The sequence below is a fragment of the Nitrosomonas marina genome, assembly GCF_900110145.1.
GTDB classification, from domain to species: Bacteria; Pseudomonadota; Gammaproteobacteria; order Burkholderiales; family Nitrosomonadaceae; genus Nitrosomonas; species Nitrosomonas marina.
Genome location: NZ_FOCP01000025.1, coordinates 31,016 through 48,107, shown reverse-complemented (window position 1 = coordinate 48,107; position 17,092 = coordinate 31,016). Strand labels below are relative to the sequence as shown.

The following is a 17,092-nucleotide window of genomic DNA, read 5'->3' as shown; positions in this document are numbered from 1 at the left end:
TGTCATCAAAACCTGGTGCATGAAGAAGCGCCGATGACGGACCTGGATGCCAGCAAAGAGCAGGGCGAGCTTGTGCTGAAGGAAGACGGCTGGGATGATTGGGAGGAGGAAGATGACGATGACGACTACGAAGATGATGACGACGAGGACGACGACGATTATTAATATGTTTGTACCTTGCAGTCTATTGATCAATTAATACACGATAACCCGCATAGTGTCTACCTATGCGGGTTATGTATTTTTTAAAGACAAAATTGACTTTTTAAAAACCATAACAGAACTCAGTATTTTTACACTGCCATATCCATCCAATTTCACCTCTCGTCCGATTCCAGAGCTTAACGGCTTGATAAGCTGCATTCCCATTCTTAATGAAATCCGCGACTGATAACTCTAGTCTGATTTATTTTCTGTTTATGTATCAGGTCATTTTTTTCACAGGAAAACAACACCACTTATATTATGAAAATATAAGAGTAGTAAAAAGAAGCAAATGTTTAGGAGTTTAATAAATGTTATTTGAAGAGCTTGGTTTGTCAGCCAACATTCTACGGGCTGTTGCAGAAGAAGGTTATAAATCTCCAACACCCATACAGGAAAAAGCGATACCGACAGTTTTAGAAGGCAAAGATGTGATGGGCGGTGCGCAAACCGGTACAGGTAAAACCGCTGGCTTTACATTACCAATGCTGCAAAGACTTGAGGCTTATGCAAATACCAGTGCATCACCTGCCAGGCACTCACTGCGCGCTTTAGTTCTGGCACCTACCAGAGAACTGGCCATTCAGGTTTTTGAAAGTATTCAGAACTATAGTAAATATACAGGTTTAAGATCTGCACTTGTCTATGGCGGAGTTAATATTGATTCACAAATAAATATTATTAGAAACGGTATAGAGGTACTCGTTGCAACACCTGGTCGTCTACTGGATCATATCCAGCAAAAAAATATAGCACTTTCCAAAGTTGAAATTTTAATATTGGATGAAGCGGATCGAATGCTTGATATGGGTTTTTTGCCTGATATTAAAAAAATAGTAGATTACTTACCATTGAAACGTCAGAACCTTATGTTTTCAGCCACATTTTCTGATGAGATAAAAAACCTTGCCAACCAGATACTAAATAAACCGGTACTAATTGAAGTAGCCAAAGGAAATTCAATCAATGACTCAATAACCCATGTTGTTTATTCAACTCAAACTGTATCCAAGTCAAAGTTATTGATACAATTGATAAATGAAAAAAAATTAAGTCAGGTCCTGATATTTAATCGCACAAAAACTGGTGCCGATCGTTTAAAAAAATTCTTGGATAAAGAGGGTGTCTCTGCGGCGGTTATTCATGGTAACAAAAATCAACTACAACGGACACAAGCCTATAATGATTTCAAACAAGGTGCTATACAGGTTCTAGTCGCTACCGATGTAGCAGCAAGAGGATTGGACATTGAAGAATTGCTATGTGTTATTAATTTCGAATTACCCAATAATCCGGAAGACTATATTCATAGAGTAGGTCGTACAGGTAGGGCAGGTGCGAAAGGCTATGCCATATCATTTGTTAGTCCCGAGGAAAAAAAATTATTAGCAGGTATCGAGAAGTTATTACAAAAAAAAATAAAAATTGAAAAATTACCAGAACTTGAAAAGAAACCAGGTAAAGGCACTAAAGTTAAAGAGAAACCAACTATATCTGGTAAGCGCGATAAGAAAACAAAACATAATCCTGCTGAAAAAAGTAATGTGCGTGACTCAGGAGAAAATCGTGCTGAAGTAATTTATTTCAATGGCGAACAAGTGTCACATAATAATGCTTCAAAAATCTCAGAAAACGACGATCCACTATTTACACAACCGTATAATTCAAATCCAGATAAAACGAAATCACACTCCAACTTAGACGAGCGTAACTTGGCGTCAAAACATAGAAAAAGAAAATTCTTAACAAAACCGATTCCAGCTTTGTTCGAACCGCCGGTAAACAAATAGTAAGACATTAGACACTGCATTTGATCCAGCGGTAAAAGTTATTATGATCCAACCATAAAAGAAACGGATTATCTATATAGTCTGATCAGGTCGTTCTTTCGTAATTCAATTACTATTTACCTTATTTAAAAGGCTTCGAATATCCTCAAGGGCTGGGATTGGGATGAAACTGGTGAATTTCTTCAATTTCTTCGAACACATCTTTCGATAAATTCAAATGAATGCTATTGATATTCGATTTTAACTGTTCCATGGTCGTAGCGCCGATAATCGTACTGGTAAGAAAAAGTCGACTGTTTACAAAAGCAAGAGACATTTGTGCGGGATCCATTTGATATTTTTTTGCAATTGAAACGTAACTTTCAATCGCACGTATAGCGTTTTGACTGCTGTATCGCATATAATTCGGAAATAAATCGAGTCTTGATCCTGATGGCCTTCGACTGTTCAAATACTTACCAGATAAAGTTCCGAATCCCAGAGGGGAATAAGACAATAATCCAACTTTCTCACGCCAGGATACTTCAGCCATACCAACTTCGTAACTACGATTCAACAAATTGTAAGGATTCTGAACACTGACAATACACGGCAGATTATGCTGCCGTGCGAGCTCAAGAAACTTCATCACTCCCCAGGGTGTTTCGTTTGACAAGCCGATATAACGTATTTTTCCGGCACGAACTGCAGCCTCCAATACTTGCAATGTCTCAACAAACGGAGTGTATTGTGCATCGTCTGCCGGTGCAAAACCAAGTTGACCGAAATAGTTGGTTTTGCGCTCCGGCCAGTGTAATTGATACAGATCGATATAATCCGTCTGCAGTCGTTTCAGACTGCCGTCCAGCGCGGATTGAATATTTTCCCGATTGTATGTGGTTCGACCGCTTCGAATATGCGGTATCCAATCAGAACCGGGGCCAGCTATCTTTGTTGCCAGGACAACTTTATCGCGTCGACCTCGTGCTTTGAACCATTCACCGATGATAGTTTCTGTAAAACCATATGTGTCAGCTTTTGGTGGTATTGAATACAGTTCAGCGGTGTCAAAAAAATTGACACCTTCTGACAGCGCATAGTCCATTTGTTCAAAAGCTTCATTCCGGGTATTTTGCTGGCCCCAGGTCATAGTTCCCAAGCAAATGACACTGACTTTCGTTTCTGTATTGCCCAGATTTCTGTATTGCATGATTTCAGCCAGATTCTCGTAGAAATTTACAATGCGATTGTGTTGGTACGCTCTAAGTACCAGTAACGATTTCACTCTTGCGTCGATTGATGATCGCAGAATTAATCGGCGCATGTCAAACCACAAAATTCCACCACGTCTTTAGAGCGATACGTCCACTTGCGGACCATTATTCAAAATAGACGTAAAGCCATTGAACTTGAAATAGAAACAGTTATCATACCGACATGAAAAATTGCTTTATCTTTATCCTATTGCTGCTGTTCCCTCCAACACTGGCAGTAGCACATGAGCTGCCAGATCTGGGTGATGTGTCACAAGCAACAATTACACCACGTGAAGAACGACAGATCGGATTGCAGATTATGCGGCAAATTCGAGCTGACCCCAGTTATCTGGACGATCCAGAGATTTCAGCTTATCTCAATAACCTTGGGCACAAATTGATAGCAAATTCAAAAGAAACACGCCCGGGACAATCCTTTGAATTTTTTGCATTACAGGATTCCACCATAAACGCGTTTGCGTTACCGGGTGGTTTTATGGGATTTAACAGCGGCCTGATAATTGCTGCTCAAAGTGAATCTGAGCTCGCAGGCGTGATGGCTCACGAAATCGCTCATGTCACACAAAAGCATCTTGCGCGCATGATTGCTGGTCAGAAATACAGCATGATCACTTCAATAGCAGCGCTTGCCGTTGCCATTCTGGCATCACGTTCAAATCCACAGGCAGGTCAGGCAATCATTGCTGCATCCCAGGCAGGCGCCATACAGTCACAACTTAACTTTACACGGAAACATGAGAAAGAAGCAGATCGCGTCGGCCTGAACATACTGCTGGATGCAGGATTTGATCCACAAGGCATGTCATCTTTTTTCGAGCGATTGCAAAAAGCTGGGCGTTTTTATGAGAACGGTGCGCCATCCTATATGCGTACACATCCATTAACATACGAACGGATCGCTGATATTCAGAACCGCACGCATGAACTTGGTTACCGTCAGGTTCCTGACAGTTCGGATTTTCTACTGGTGCGTGCGAAGCTGCGCGCCTTGCACGGAAAATCCACTGATGCGGTCAATCAATTTAGAGCACGTCTTCAAGACAAACGGTATATTAATGAAGCGGTTGAACGGTATGGTTATATTTATGCATTACTGCGTGATAAACAATATCACGAGGCTGATTCGCAGCTGGCACGGCTTTATACGCTCATACAAACTGATACTAAGCCGGACATGGTACTTAAAAACCACAGGCTGGGAAAAGCTATTCAAGTGGAGCAAAAAGGATTGCAAGCTGGCGCAATGATCGAGACACTGGCCGCAGAAGTAAAACTGGCGAATGGACAGATTGAAGACGCATTTCGGATATATCGCACCGCGTTGAAAATTTATCCGCAACATAAAGCACTTATTCACGGATATGCCAATACGCTGCTACAAAACAATCAGACCGATGCCGCGCTAGAACTGATTAATCGTGAATTGCAGTTTAATCCCAGCGATATTCCATTATACCGATTACAAGCCCGTGCATACGCACAACAGGACAAGTTAATGTTGAAACATCGTGCACTGGCAGAAGTCTATTTCTTGCAAGGCTACCATGATGCAGCCATCGAGCAACTCAGAATTGCACTAAAGCATGATAATGGAGATTTTTATCAGTTATCAAGTGTCGAGGCACGCCTACGGCAGCTACAGAAATTTATTGAAGAAGAAAACGAAGAATGATTCATCAGATTACGGCAAATTACATCCTGATGGACCCGGACGAATAACTACCACGATACGTCAAAGATACTTTAATAGAATCTTTTAGGTGGAATAACCTTCATTTTTTCCAGAAAACCACGCGCTAGTTGGCGTGCTTCAGCAACAGGCGGCATCGTGTTGGTTGCAAAGCGCAACTTCAGACGAAATTGCGCGGAATTATCTTGTCCTTTTATCTCGGATCGACGCAAAAGAAAAGGATCGGTATCCAGTCTGTTTGGCCAGGGCATTGTCGAACACGCGCCAGTATAATTCGCATTCATGACAATTTCACGTACAGCAGGATTCCAGCTCCCGAATGGATATGCAAAGTGTGGTACTTCGCAAGCAAGTATATCTTCCAGCATACATTTACTCTTCAGTATTTCATCTATGGTGACTTGTGTTGCTGTCTTGCCCAAAGCAAGGTGATGGACAGTATGACTGCCAATATCCACACCGGCTTTTTTCAAGGCTTTTATTTGGTTGACAGTTAGCATGCGTCTTCGGGAAAAACCGTAGTTTCTGCTAAAGTCATTGTATCCACCAATATAACTTGTCACGACAAATACCGAAGCCGTATATCCAAATTCTTCCAATACAGGCAAGGCATTTTCATAGTTACAAGCAAGGCCATCATCGAATGTGATAACGACTGCTTTGCTTAAGTGTTGGTCTTTATTTTTTATAGCTTCTAGCAACGTCTTCATTGATATGACACGGTATCCCGCTTCATGAATAATCTGCATATCATTTCGAAAATTTTCTGGAGAACGGCAAAAACGTCGCTCCTCGGGTGTTACCGGCGTATCTATCATGTGATACATCAAGACTGTTACGCGCATCATTCAAGTTTTTTCTTCAAATCGTCATTTAATGAACGCCAGGTCGGCCAGGGAATATCAGTGCGATTCAGTTGCCGTGACAATTCGAACATGTCATCAGCCAGTAATGATTGCAAATATTCTCGTGTAGATGGCTGTATTGCAGGAATAATATCGCGCAGATCGACTTCATTATACTGACGAAGTCTGCGTAACCATTTGTTTTTCTTTACACTTTCTATGATGCTGCCAGCACCTAAAGCACGCCCTAACTGCCCTGTATATCTGGCAAAGCGCTCAAAACCTTGATGCCTGGAAATCTGGCTTTTATTGATCTTCTCTTTTAAGAATTTTGAATGATGAGAGTCATCTAGTCCGAGGAATCGATAAAGTTTGCGTGACTGCTCAAGAGGCGTATCGCGTATCTCTTCCTGAAATAACACCAGTAGCTGGCTGGCAGGAAAAATCTCCAGCCAGCGTTTCAAATGCAAAGAGTAACGCGATTGCAACAAATACATCGGATTATTTTTTAGCCCGGTTTCAAAAGTGAGGTTACGTCCGGTTATATGCTGTAGACGAACCTCATGCAGGTGATTTGAATAAGCTCGATCAATCGGGTCGCGCAGGGAGAGAATGATGCGCATGCCAGGATTGTAACTGAATACACGTTCAGGCGAATCACTGTCCGTGAAGTATGAAGTCGAAAACTCACCAATCGCGACTTTACCACTTTCTTGCAGCTGTTTTTCGTACCATTGGTAACCGCGATCGTAAAAAAAGGAAAAAAAATCTATTTGTTTCCCCGAATAAATTGTTACCTCAGGATGATCGGATAACACGCGATGTATCCATGTCGAGGCGCATTTCTGTGCACCAATACCAATAAAATTAACTTTCACTGTAAGCAAGTCAGTTTTCGAAATATTTCCGTAATCGATAATTGATGTATCCAACACCTCAGCCAGATTCGTTCATTAAAAACGAATAGTTGATTGGTGACCGGAGCGACAACTGTAAATCCAGATTCCTGTTTGTGTGATGTCACGCTATTTTGTCAGGTCTTTACCAGATAAATATTTTTTTATTCATAAAAGTATTTAGTCTTTTCCTTTCTTCAGCTTTAAAAGGTTTGATTAAATAAGCCGACAACAAGAAACATACAATTACAGCAACCATCATTAACAACATACTGATTTCACTGTGTAGCCATTCAAAGGTAAATTGCACAATAATCAATACACAGAATGAAGATAGTATCAGCCTGAAGAAACCGGCCGTATCCGGACGGTATGCCGTGTTGTGCACCAGATAAAAAATAATAGTAAGATTATAGAATGCCTGACCGGCAATAATCGCAATGATCGGTCCCCATAATCCTTTATCCATTTCCAGAAATAAATAGGCCATTGGCAATGATAATGCACCGAAAAAACCGCCCCATACAACAATTCTGTATTTATCAATGGCTACCAGAACGGTTGTCAAGATACGGTGCTGACTAAGTGGAATCATGGCCAGCATTAAACCTAAAAAATAATTACCTGATAACAGAAACTTGCCATCACTTAGCAAATTGAGGAACTCATCGCCACTCAACCAGATAAAAACGATGGCCGGCATTAAAATAAACAAACTCAATTTACCTGCCAGGTTCGCATTATGCGTTAATTCCCTGATGTCTCCAGAGCTAATGTAGCTTGCGACCAGTTTTGGCTGGATCAAGTTGAATAACAATGTTGCTGGTAAATAATTTGCAATCTGAGCATATATTTTACATAAAAATCCGAACAATGCGGTCGCCTCGATACCCAGGTAGCGCTGAGACAAAAAGATGAAGATTTGCGGGCTGTATAGTAATGTTATTAGATTATTAAAATACATATTACAAGCAAGGGACCACATTTTTCGCCATTCGGGAATGTTCCAATCGTTCGGGTCAATCTTCTCGCGATAGCGCTTTAAATGCCAGACCAGTCCATATGCAACTAGCCATAAGCTTAATATAGATGAAACAATTTCGGCATAGACCACATGGAGTAAATCGATATTATTTTGAAAGGCAAAAAAACCAATTATGAGCAGAAAGCTGATATTGCGTACTACCAGGCTGATTTGTGCTATTTTTTGTTGCATCAAAGGAGCCAGGATATTTTCCCGAATACGCCTGCTCAAGCCTTCGAGAATCAATACAACCAAAAACAATTTAGTTACTTCTGCATATTGAACCAATTCAAGGGGAAGGAAATACGGAACTGCAAAGCAGGTGAACAAACTGCCTAAAATGAGAAATAATCCAAGCAGCGCTACAATTTGCCATATAAATCGAGTGATTTGTGTGCGACGGGCATTCAACCGGAATTCAGGCAAATAACGTGCCAATAACCAGGGCAGGCCAAATGAAAAGATCGCCAGCGCCATTTCCATGCCGGCTACGAGCAGAACATACATCCCATATTCTTTCGTGGTAAGTATTCTAACCAGCAGCAATAAAGTGGCGAAAGTAAGAAATGCCGATACTGCTTTACCTGCCAGGAAATGCAACGCGCTGTATTTCAGTTCAGATGCAGTGTACATTTCTGAATCATGTTAAACGTTATCGCTCGGTTTGTAGATGCTGTCGATACAACCAGGCCAGGTAACCTAACAGAAGGGTAAATACAATCTGAAAACTCAATAATTCCAGAATACCGATCCGGTAAAACAGATAAAAGGCAAAGAGTGTTAGCGCTGCCTGTATGGCCTTCGCATCTGCGCGGACAATTGCGGAGGATGACTCCCTTATTAATCGACTGGCGCAACGCCAGGCTGATATCAGTATGGCCAAGAATAAAAGGAAACCAGCTAACCCCAGATCCCAGAGCAGGGTCGGAACAGCAGTCAGGTCTATGCCATATCCAGGGTAATGTACAGCTATATGTCCCTGTGTGGCACTGTGGGATGCACCCAGGCCGTTTCCAAAAATAAATGCTATCGGATTACCGACTTGCTGTTTCTGTGCCCAGAAAGTAATAGCAGTTGTACGGTTCAGATAATAACCCCCATAACCTTTGTCCAGAAAATTATATTCAATCGTGTCGGAAATGAGTGCTTCTCGGTTTTTCTCGGGCATCACGCTCAAATATGTATATCCAGCCGCGATTGTTATCAACATGATCATCGTGAAACTCAGCAGCCAGTAACGAAACTGGCTCATTATTTTATGCCGGTAAAGCACCATGAACATGAGTGGAAGCATCAACATGACCGCTTTCGTTTCACCCAGGAACAACGGAGCCATAATGATAGATACCAGCAAGATAAATTGTTTGCCTGGTACAATCTTCTCCATTCGTCGCGCCAATACAAAACCTAGGAAAATAATTAGAAAAGTGGCCATTTCAGCACTTGCCCCACCTCCGGTAGTGCTTGAACCGAACGTGCCAGCAACGACATCAATCGGCACCATATTTGGATAAGCACTTTTTATGCTTTCTCGAAAGGGAACCCAGGTGATCAATTGATAAATTGCGAGCGGCAATTGTATGACAGCGATGCACAGCATATAAACACGCCAGCGCTGCATTTTCTGCTCGTCCAGAGACAACCAGCACAATGCAAAGATGATTCCCCACATTTGAAAATAACGCTTAACACCACCAAAGAACTCACCTGACGAATGCCAGTTTGCAAGTGAAGTAGAAATAGCATAAATAAAAAACAGCAACGCGAACCAGACAAATGCAGGTGTTTCCTTATGTATACGCGGAGTCGAAAATATTTTTAAAAAACCGACACTCAACAGAAAAAAACCGAGTATTGAGACACTCCAGGCGCTTCTGGCAGCCAGACCTTCATGAATGTAGAGCGGGAGTATCCCGGTTATCATTAACCCGAACGTCAGTATCAACCAGATGATCCAGTCAGGCTTGGCTAACAATGCAAAACCGAGTATCAGTGCTATTGCAAAACCAATGAGCAGAGGGTTTGCAGTGACAGCCACCAGCCCAAAAAACAGTGCAAACGGAATACTGAGTATTAAAAGTATGAATGTGGGATTCGCACGGTCGGCTGAAGTAAACAAGTAATTCATTCTGAGCTGGAATCGCAAATTGTTTTTCAGTTACAAATCTGCAAAACCGGTTAGCCTGTTGCGCATTTTTGTATCTACGGATACCAGCATGTCCTGTAAAAACTTTTCCTGCATTCGGTAGGCTTGTTCGGTATTCGTGCCAAGCGTAGATACCCGGACCAGCATGCCGTCTGGGACATTTCCGGACAAACCATAGCGAATTTGCTGTAATTTCTGATTTATACCAGACAAAACAGCTTTATCACCGACAGTTACCCAATAAGTAATTGGTTCGCTACGATTGCCCCGTGTTGCAAGCAGACGCCTGCCTGGCAAATTACCGTACTGTGTCTTTATTTCTCCGGCAATATTATGTTTAATTTCAAAGCCCTGTGCCAAATAACAGACTTCCGGTTTGTGCAGCGATAATTGATCGCTCTGATCACCGCCATATGCGACAGCCAGCATGACACGTATGCCTTGAGAGTTGATATACGTTCTTGCAAGTGTTTGATTGTACAGCTTATCCAGCTTGGCCTGAGTTTTGGGATCGACCTGCAATGGTACGATGGATGTATCAATTTTCCAGTCATTGAAAGATGCCGGAATCAGCGTATCCAGATTTATTGTACCTCTAAGATCAGCAATTTTGACAGTGGGAGTTATCACCATTGTCAAAGTAGCAGTAGATATCATCAGCAAACATAGAGCCAGGCTAGTCAATATCGATTTTTTCATAAGAATTGATGAATGTTTTTCATTTAATTCACGGTGCAGCTGCGGCAGAATTTATCCAACGAGGTTTCGTCAAATAGTGCAAAAATGAATCTACGCTTAATATCATAACAAGTGCGCTGATAAACAGCACCATACCAGCGAATCCGTGCAGGAATCCCTGGCCGGCGGCATCCCCGTAATGATATGTAATCAATGTAAGCGCGATTACACGAATGACATTTGCGATAAATGAAATAGGAACAATCAGAATGACCAACGTTATATTGCGCAATACAGAAGGGTGTTGGACCAGATTTAAATAAAACAATCCCAGTGCCTCCAGTGTCAGAAGTGTCTGCAAGCCAGCACATGCATCAGCAACGAGCAACTGGTATTGACCGATTTGAAGTATGACACCATTTCGGGCGATTGGATATTCTGCCCAATACAAAACTTGCTCCGCAACATAGGACACGGCCATTTTCATCGGCATCGTCAACATACTGACAACCGGGCCAGGCAGTGGAATCATGAACAGCATAAAAAATAGCGGAAACCACAGTACTTTAAGGGCTGCAATACCACGCGAAATTAACAGAATTGCTGCCAGAGTCAAAATAAACGAGCCGATTTCAAATACGAGGATTTGCTGTGAACGGCCAATGGCATATAACCCCAAAGCAACGATAAATAATAGCCAGCCGCTTGCGGCAGGGGGACTGTATTCGCTGCACTTTATCATTTGGGGCCATTTTCGATAAATCAGCCATATGGAAAGTGCCAATATGATTGGGCCATGCATTTGCTCGTCTTCTGTCCACAACCCGTTGGCAAGATCATAAAAAGTAGGCAAATACAATACAATCAAACCAATCAGGATGGGCAGCCAGAAGAAAACCCAGGTATTCCGGATATGCTGGTTTGTGACGGGTATAGTCATGATCGGATATGTTTTTTTATAAGGAATCAATAAGAACTGATCCTATAATCGCGATACCGTTGTCTGTCATTTGTTTATTAACGGCACTCACATCGGCTAGACGGGATCGGTGCTTGAGCACCAGCAGCAAGGCAAAATCACAGTGATGACAGACCATCAGGGCATCGGTGGTCTCCTGAATATCAGGTGTATCGTATATCACGACATCAAATTGACTTGTCAGCAGCTCATGAATGGCTTTGAACCTGGTCAAGCTAAGTAATTCCGATGAATTCACGGGCGATGTTCCGGACGGCAGCAGTGCAAGGTTTGGTAATGAATCTATGGTAACCAGTACATCAGCAATAGTAGCGTGGTCGACCAGCAGATCACTCAACCCCCGGTTTTCAGCCAGGCCAAATAACTTATGCTGAACAGGGTTTCTAATATTTGCATCAATAAGCAACGTTCGTTTGCCTAATTGGGAATACATGGCGGCAAGACTTGCAACAAAGTGACTGGTTTCAGCGCTTTTCTGAATCCCAACTATGGCCAATGCGTTCTGGCTCGATGGAAATCCACGCAAAATCAGCTGAGTTCGTACCGAGCGAATCGATTCGGCCAGAATACTGTCCGGTTGATTTATTACGGGCAGATTTACCGCAATACCTTCCGGTTTTGTGTGCAGCTCCGATCCGTCAAGTTGGCAAACTAATGCATGCTGAATATCATAATCTGAAATCAATCCCAGCTGCTTGGCAGCAGCACCGAACTGGACCTGCTTCGTTTTTTGTAGTTGCAGAATATTTTCAATATCTTCCAAAGTTAACTTGCCCATATCCAGAAGGATCTGGCCGATGCGACGTATTTGATGTGGGGTGGAACCGGTCGAGGAAGAAGGATCTTGCGTCTTAACAAATTCGACTGCAGGTAATATGGACGGATTCATATCGCATTAACATCCCGTTACTTTGTGGGCAGGTTTCAAGAAAGACCAGCGAGAACGCTTGGTTATCTTTGAACGCAGATCGATACTACCCAGAATAGGTGTCTGCAGAACGTCGACCAGATCTTCCGCTGATCGGATTCGGCGATCTGTCATCTCAGCCAATAAACTGAAAACAATGCCGAGCAGGCTGCCAAGAAAGACAGATACAACTAAATTGAGTTGCAGGTTTGGACTATCATGGCTAGCAGGAATTGTCGCAGGGTCAAGAATGGAAACACTTGAAAGATCAGAGCGTCCTTCCAGGCTTGTTCTATTCAAATGCTGCAATGCACTGTCATAAGCATGTTGCGCGCCTTCGGCTTCTCTTAGCAGCAATTTAAGTTCATTTCGGGCCTGTTGCAGCGCCAGCACCTTGGTTTTTTGATTCTCTAGCGCATCCCGTATTTCCGTTTCCCGGCTGAGGGCTTTTTGTGTCGTAATTTTTGTATGTTTGGCCAGTTCGGCACGGATTTTTGCAACCTGCGCTTTGACTCCCTCATATTCCGGATGGTTTTTGCCCAACCGTTGCTGGGTATCTGCCAATTTTGCTTCGGCCTGAACGAGATTGACCTTTAGTCCGTTTATCAAAGTATTGTTGACAAGACTGTGTCCACCATCTGTATTTGAATCGCTTCGCTCCCCCCCGGAACCCATCACATCACTCTGTGCCAAGGTTAATTTACTGGAAAGCTCGTTTAACCGGCGTGTTTCGACATCAAGGCGGTTGTCTACATCAACGATCCCTTCCTCCTGCTGAAATCGAGATACTTTTTTTTGCGCCAGTTGCAGTTTCTCGCGCAGGACTTGTAACTGATTTGATAAATAAACCGATGCCTGCTGCGAAGGTTCTACTGACAAGCGAATGTTCATTTCCTGATATGCACGTGCAAAAGCGTTCGCTACGGCTGCGACAAATTCTCGATCAGAACCTTTAAAGCTGATACTGATAACGTTGCTTTCACGGGATGGCTCAACATGTAAATTCTTTACCAGCATGGAGGCCAGCCAGTCACGAATACTGCCTTCTCCATCTGCTTTTTCGAAACGCTGTTTGATGGCTGTATGCTGGTCCAGTTTGAGCTGGTCCACTACCATCAATGCGGTTCTGTTGCTGGTGATAATATCCAGTTGCGTGGCCATGAAACCATGCATCAATTGAACGGGTATGGTATGACCTGTTACAGGGTCAACACCTTTACTCGTGAGCATGACGGTCGTGGTGGCTTTAAATGACTTTGGAAGGAGTATGCTGATGCAAAGTGTTGTAAGCACAGTGAGTAGCAATACAAACAGTACGATTTTAAAACGTGCTTGCAGAATACGCGTTAGCTGCAAAAAATTCATATGTAATACTCGATAAGGTTTACAGATTGATACTCACGTACATAAATTGTCATTTAAAATAAACTTTCCTGAATATAAACAACATCATCAGGCTGCACCAAATCATCCGGCTTTACTTTAATTACGTGCAATGTACCATCGGTATCGCGACGTTGAATCCTTACACCACGTTCTGTACCCCGTTGATTAAGTCCGCCACCGGTTGAAAGCGCCTGAACAACAGTCATGTTGGGTTCCAGCCGGTAGAAACCCGGGCGTTGCACCTCACCATAAATATAAAAACGGGGTGCAATAGCGACATAAATTAGATCGCCACCGTATATGACTGGATTCAAATTCATATCGCCCGACTGAAAGATTGAAAGCAGGTTTATTTCCTTTTTGATGAACTGCCCATCTTCAGCACGGATTAGCGTTACTATGTTCCCGCCTTCCGGGCTGACTCCACCTGCCATGGCGAGCACGTCCGTCAAACTTCGCTGGCCTTCTATGGTATAGCGTCCCTGATTACGGACATGACCGAGTACTGAAATCTGCTGGTTATACAGGGCAGTGGTCAGAATTGTAACCTGCGGTTTTTTCAGAAAGCCCTGGTGCTCCAGCAGATCAGCAATCTTTTTTTCGGCGGCATTCGGTGACAGTCCCCCGATGGTTATCTCTCCTAATAGAGGATACGTTATATTTCCTGACTCGCTCACTTTGGTTTCAAGTGTCAGGTCAGGATTCCCATACACAATGATTTTTAATATATCTCCCGAACTGAACTGGCTTGTATTAATATTTTTTGAGTCAGCATGACTAAAACCGATCGACAAACCATACAGCAGCAAAGCCAGACTCCAATAAATTATTTTTATCATTTTCACCGTCGTATCAGTTGTCATTAATTCAGATGATCATTTCAGGCCACTAATACCGCGTTCAATTGATTCATTCTGCAACAGTGTATCCTCCAGCAGATGATTGTCTTTTTCAGAGATCAACGGAGGAGACAGGGATTGAACTGTCATATCAGCTTCAGCTTCGGTTTCAGTGCTGGTATCTTGGCGTGCATGCAGGTAATCAATCTCGGCTTCTGCACGCAATTGCGTAATTGCAGCCCTCGCTGCCTCGCGACGCTTCTGATTCAGTAAGTGCGAAAAAATTTGCGATCTTACATCGTCGATTGATACCGGACTGTTCTCTACATTATCAACAAATATCAACAGATTATTTGTGTTCTCATTGACAAGAAACAACTCTCCTTGTTTGGCTTCTCGAAGCCGGGCAATCATTTGAGGTGGCATATCCATCGTGGTACGCGTCATTTTATCTCGCAAATATGAAATCTGATGCATGTCCAGCAATTGCGTGACTTCACTTATTGATTGTGCTGAATTAATCGCAACATTCAGTTCGTCATTCAGATCGTTAACCGGATAGCGTAAAAATGTCAGATGATATTTGCTCCGTTTCGCAAACAATTCTGGATGTTCGTTATGAAACTGGCTGATTTCAGCGTCTGTAGGTTCATTTACTTGGTTCAAAGTCGTTTGCATGTAAGATTGGGCGATAATTTGCATTTTGGCGCGTTCTATAGCACGCATAACATTCGGTGCACGATCTAGTTGATTGCGCTTGGCTTCAGCGACCATTAGCTGGCGGTCAATCATTGATTCAAGTAACTGTTGCTTTGCCTGATCTATCTGGTCAGGCTGGACCCTGGCTCGGTTCAATTCATCATTCAACTGAATGACAGTTATTTCTTCACCATCCACACGAACCAGGGCCTGGCCGGGTTCATCACTGGCCGGCTGGTTGTCGCACGCCGATAAAAACAGGAAGCAGCCAAGTAATAACGTATAGAGCAGGAACACTTTGAGGTCATAAAAATATCTTTTATTCATATTGTTATCAATAATCTGTTTATCAAGGCACACACAAGTTAATTTTGGCTCTGGCGCAAGATGGCCCCGGATAAAACAATCATTACACCATGATGGCGCTGCGCCAGCTGAAATTTTCATCGATTTTTGAAAGATTGTATTGCAAAATTTTCATATATTTCTGTATATGCCCATTTTACAGGTAGTTGATATACTGCTTGCTACACCATGGTCGCAAAATTAACTGTTTATTGTGACAACATTCATCGAATTTACCACGCCGGAAATAATGCGCCTGACTACTGCCATTTATCAAATGCCAGGCAGCATTATGACCTGATGAACTTTGGAAGTGTATTATTATCTTTGCTTACAGCGGGTATTTCAATGCGACAATATGTCGCAACTACTCTGTAGTTTTTATTGTTACATTTAATAACTGGTTATTGTCATATCAAAAAATTAGAAACGGTTCTATACAGCAAATAAAATGGTTGAGATAAAACAATCGACACATGCGCAGCCGAACGGGTCGCAACCGTGCCAGCGGCGGCGAAAAGGAATTGTGCTGGCTGGCGGTTCGGGTACACGACTCTATCCAGTAACCCAGGTAACCTCAAAGCAATTACTGCCGGTTTTTGACAAACCCATGGTGTATTACCCGCTCAGCACGCTGATGCTTGCGGGTATCCGCGACCTGCTGGTGATCTCAACCCCGATGGACATATCGCATTACGAGCGATTACTGGGAGACGGACACCAGTGGGGACTAAACATCAATTATGCGATCCAGCCAAAACCGGGTGGACTGGCCGAAGCTTTTTTAATCGGTGAGCCGTATATCGGCAACGACTATTCGGCATTGGTACTGGGCGATAATATCTTCTATGGACACGACTTGCATCATTTACTTCTCAACGCCACGAATCGCCCATCTGGTGCAAGCATTTTTGCGTATCATGTGCACGACCCCGAGCGGTACGGTGTTGTTGAATTTGATACAGAAGGCAGGGCAATCAACCTGGAAGAGAAACCGAAGAACCCAAAATCGAATTATGCGGTAACCGGATTGTATTTTTATGATCATCAAGTCGTAGATTTTGCAAAAAATATACGTCCATCCCGGCGCGGCGAACTGGAAATTACCGATGTTAACCGGATATACTTGGAACAGGCAGAATTGCATGTTGAAATGATGGGGCGTGGCTACGCCTGGCTTGATACCGGGACACATGAATCTCTACTGGAGGCAAGCCATTTTGTCGCCACCATTGAACACCGACAAGGACTCAAGATCGCGTGCCCTGAAGAAATTGCATATAAACATGGTTGGATAGACGCGTCGCAGCTAGAAACACTGGCAATGCGGCTGGCTGGCAATGGATATGGGCGATATCTGCTACAGGTGTTGAAACGAAAAATTTGAATTTGGCCAAAAATTGCACTT

At 42.9% G+C, this 17,092-nt stretch carries 14 protein-coding genes; 3 read left to right on the top strand and 11 right to left on the bottom strand.

Annotation, left to right across the window (positions count from 1 at the left end):
- Window positions 1–515 precede the first annotated feature (515 nt).
- Window positions 516–1,994 carry a DEAD/DEAH box helicase gene (locus BMX44_RS14035; RefSeq protein WP_090634191.1) on the top strand — a complete coding sequence of 493 codons (1,479 nt, stop codon included), beginning with the start codon at window positions 516–518 and terminating at the stop codon, window positions 1,992–1,994.
- Window positions 1,995–2,139: 145 nt separating this feature from the next.
- On the opposite strand, the gene BMX44_RS14030 is transcribed toward BMX44_RS14035, so the two are convergent.
- Window positions 2,140–3,297, bottom strand: coding sequence for an NADP(H)-dependent aldo-keto reductase (locus tag BMX44_RS14030; protein WP_425433718.1), 1,158 nt, complete (start codon window positions 3,295–3,297; stop codon window positions 2,140–2,142).
- Window positions 3,298–3,410: 113 nt separating this feature from the next.
- Between BMX44_RS14030 and BMX44_RS14025 the strand changes: the two genes are divergently transcribed.
- Complete coding sequence (locus BMX44_RS14025) at window positions 3,411–4,922, top strand: M48 family metalloprotease (RefSeq protein ID WP_090634188.1); 1,512 nt, start codon at window positions 3,411–3,413, stop codon at window positions 4,920–4,922.
- Window positions 4,923–4,993: 71 nt separating this feature from the next.
- Here BMX44_RS14025 and BMX44_RS14020 read toward each other — a convergent pair whose 3' ends face one another.
- From BMX44_RS14020 to BMX44_RS13975, 10 genes are all read right to left on the bottom strand, one after another.
- A complete protein-coding gene (locus BMX44_RS14020) occupies window positions 4,994–5,785 on the bottom strand; it encodes a polysaccharide deacetylase family protein (RefSeq protein WP_177167773.1) in 792 nt (263 codons plus the stop codon).
- Entirely contained in the window at window positions 5,785–6,663 is an 879-nt protein-coding gene (locus BMX44_RS14015) for a sulfotransferase family protein (protein WP_090634209.1), read from the bottom strand. Before BMX44_RS14015 ends, BMX44_RS14020 begins: the two co-directional genes overlap by 1 nt.
- 163 nt (window positions 6,664–6,826) lie before the next feature.
- Window positions 6,827–8,338: a lipopolysaccharide biosynthesis protein gene (locus tag BMX44_RS14010; protein ID WP_090634184.1), complete on the bottom strand. Its 1,512-nt coding sequence runs from the start codon at window positions 8,336–8,338 to the stop codon at window positions 6,827–6,829.
- A gap of 19 nt (window positions 8,339–8,357) precedes the next feature.
- The gene (locus BMX44_RS14005) at window positions 8,358–9,833 is read right to left on the bottom strand and encodes a hypothetical protein (RefSeq protein WP_090634181.1); all 1,476 of its coding nucleotides are present in this window, start codon (window positions 9,831–9,833) and stop codon (window positions 8,358–8,360) included.
- Window positions 9,834–9,863: 30 nt separating this feature from the next.
- Complete coding sequence (epsI, locus tag BMX44_RS14000) at window positions 9,864–10,550, bottom strand: exosortase-associated protein EpsI, B-type (RefSeq protein WP_090634179.1); 687 nt, start codon at window positions 10,548–10,550, stop codon at window positions 9,864–9,866.
- Window positions 10,551–10,578: 28 nt separating this feature from the next.
- Window positions 10,579–11,469: an exosortase B gene (xrtB, locus tag BMX44_RS13995; RefSeq protein WP_090634207.1), complete on the bottom strand. Its 891-nt coding sequence runs from the start codon at window positions 11,467–11,469 to the stop codon at window positions 10,579–10,581.
- A gap of 16 nt (window positions 11,470–11,485) precedes the next feature.
- The gene (locus tag BMX44_RS13990; RefSeq protein ID WP_090634177.1) at window positions 11,486–12,397 is read right to left on the bottom strand and encodes a CpsD/CapB family tyrosine-protein kinase; all 912 of its coding nucleotides are present in this window, start codon (window positions 12,395–12,397) and stop codon (window positions 11,486–11,488) included.
- Window positions 12,398–12,403: 6 nt separating this feature from the next.
- Window positions 12,404–13,780, bottom strand: coding sequence for a chain length determinant protein EpsF (gene epsF, locus BMX44_RS13985; RefSeq protein ID WP_090634175.1), 1,377 nt, complete (start codon window positions 13,778–13,780; stop codon window positions 12,404–12,406).
- Between the two features lie 53 nt (window positions 13,781–13,833).
- On the bottom strand, window positions 13,834–14,640 hold the full coding sequence (epsE, locus tag BMX44_RS13980; protein ID WP_090634205.1) for a polysaccharide export protein EpsE: 807 nt from the start codon (window positions 14,638–14,640) through the stop codon (window positions 13,834–13,836).
- 36 nt (window positions 14,641–14,676) lie between these two features.
- On the bottom strand, window positions 14,677–15,666 hold the full coding sequence (locus BMX44_RS13975) for an EpsD family peptidyl-prolyl cis-trans isomerase (RefSeq protein ID WP_177167772.1): 990 nt from the start codon (window positions 15,664–15,666) through the stop codon (window positions 14,677–14,679).
- 469 nt (window positions 15,667–16,135) lie between these two features.
- Between BMX44_RS13975 and rfbA the strand changes: the two genes are divergently transcribed.
- Window positions 16,136–17,071 carry a glucose-1-phosphate thymidylyltransferase RfbA gene (rfbA, locus tag BMX44_RS13970; RefSeq protein ID WP_090634171.1) on the top strand — a complete coding sequence of 312 codons (936 nt, stop codon included), beginning with the start codon at window positions 16,136–16,138 and terminating at the stop codon, window positions 17,069–17,071.
- The last annotated feature ends 21 nt before the right edge of the window (window positions 17,072–17,092 follow it).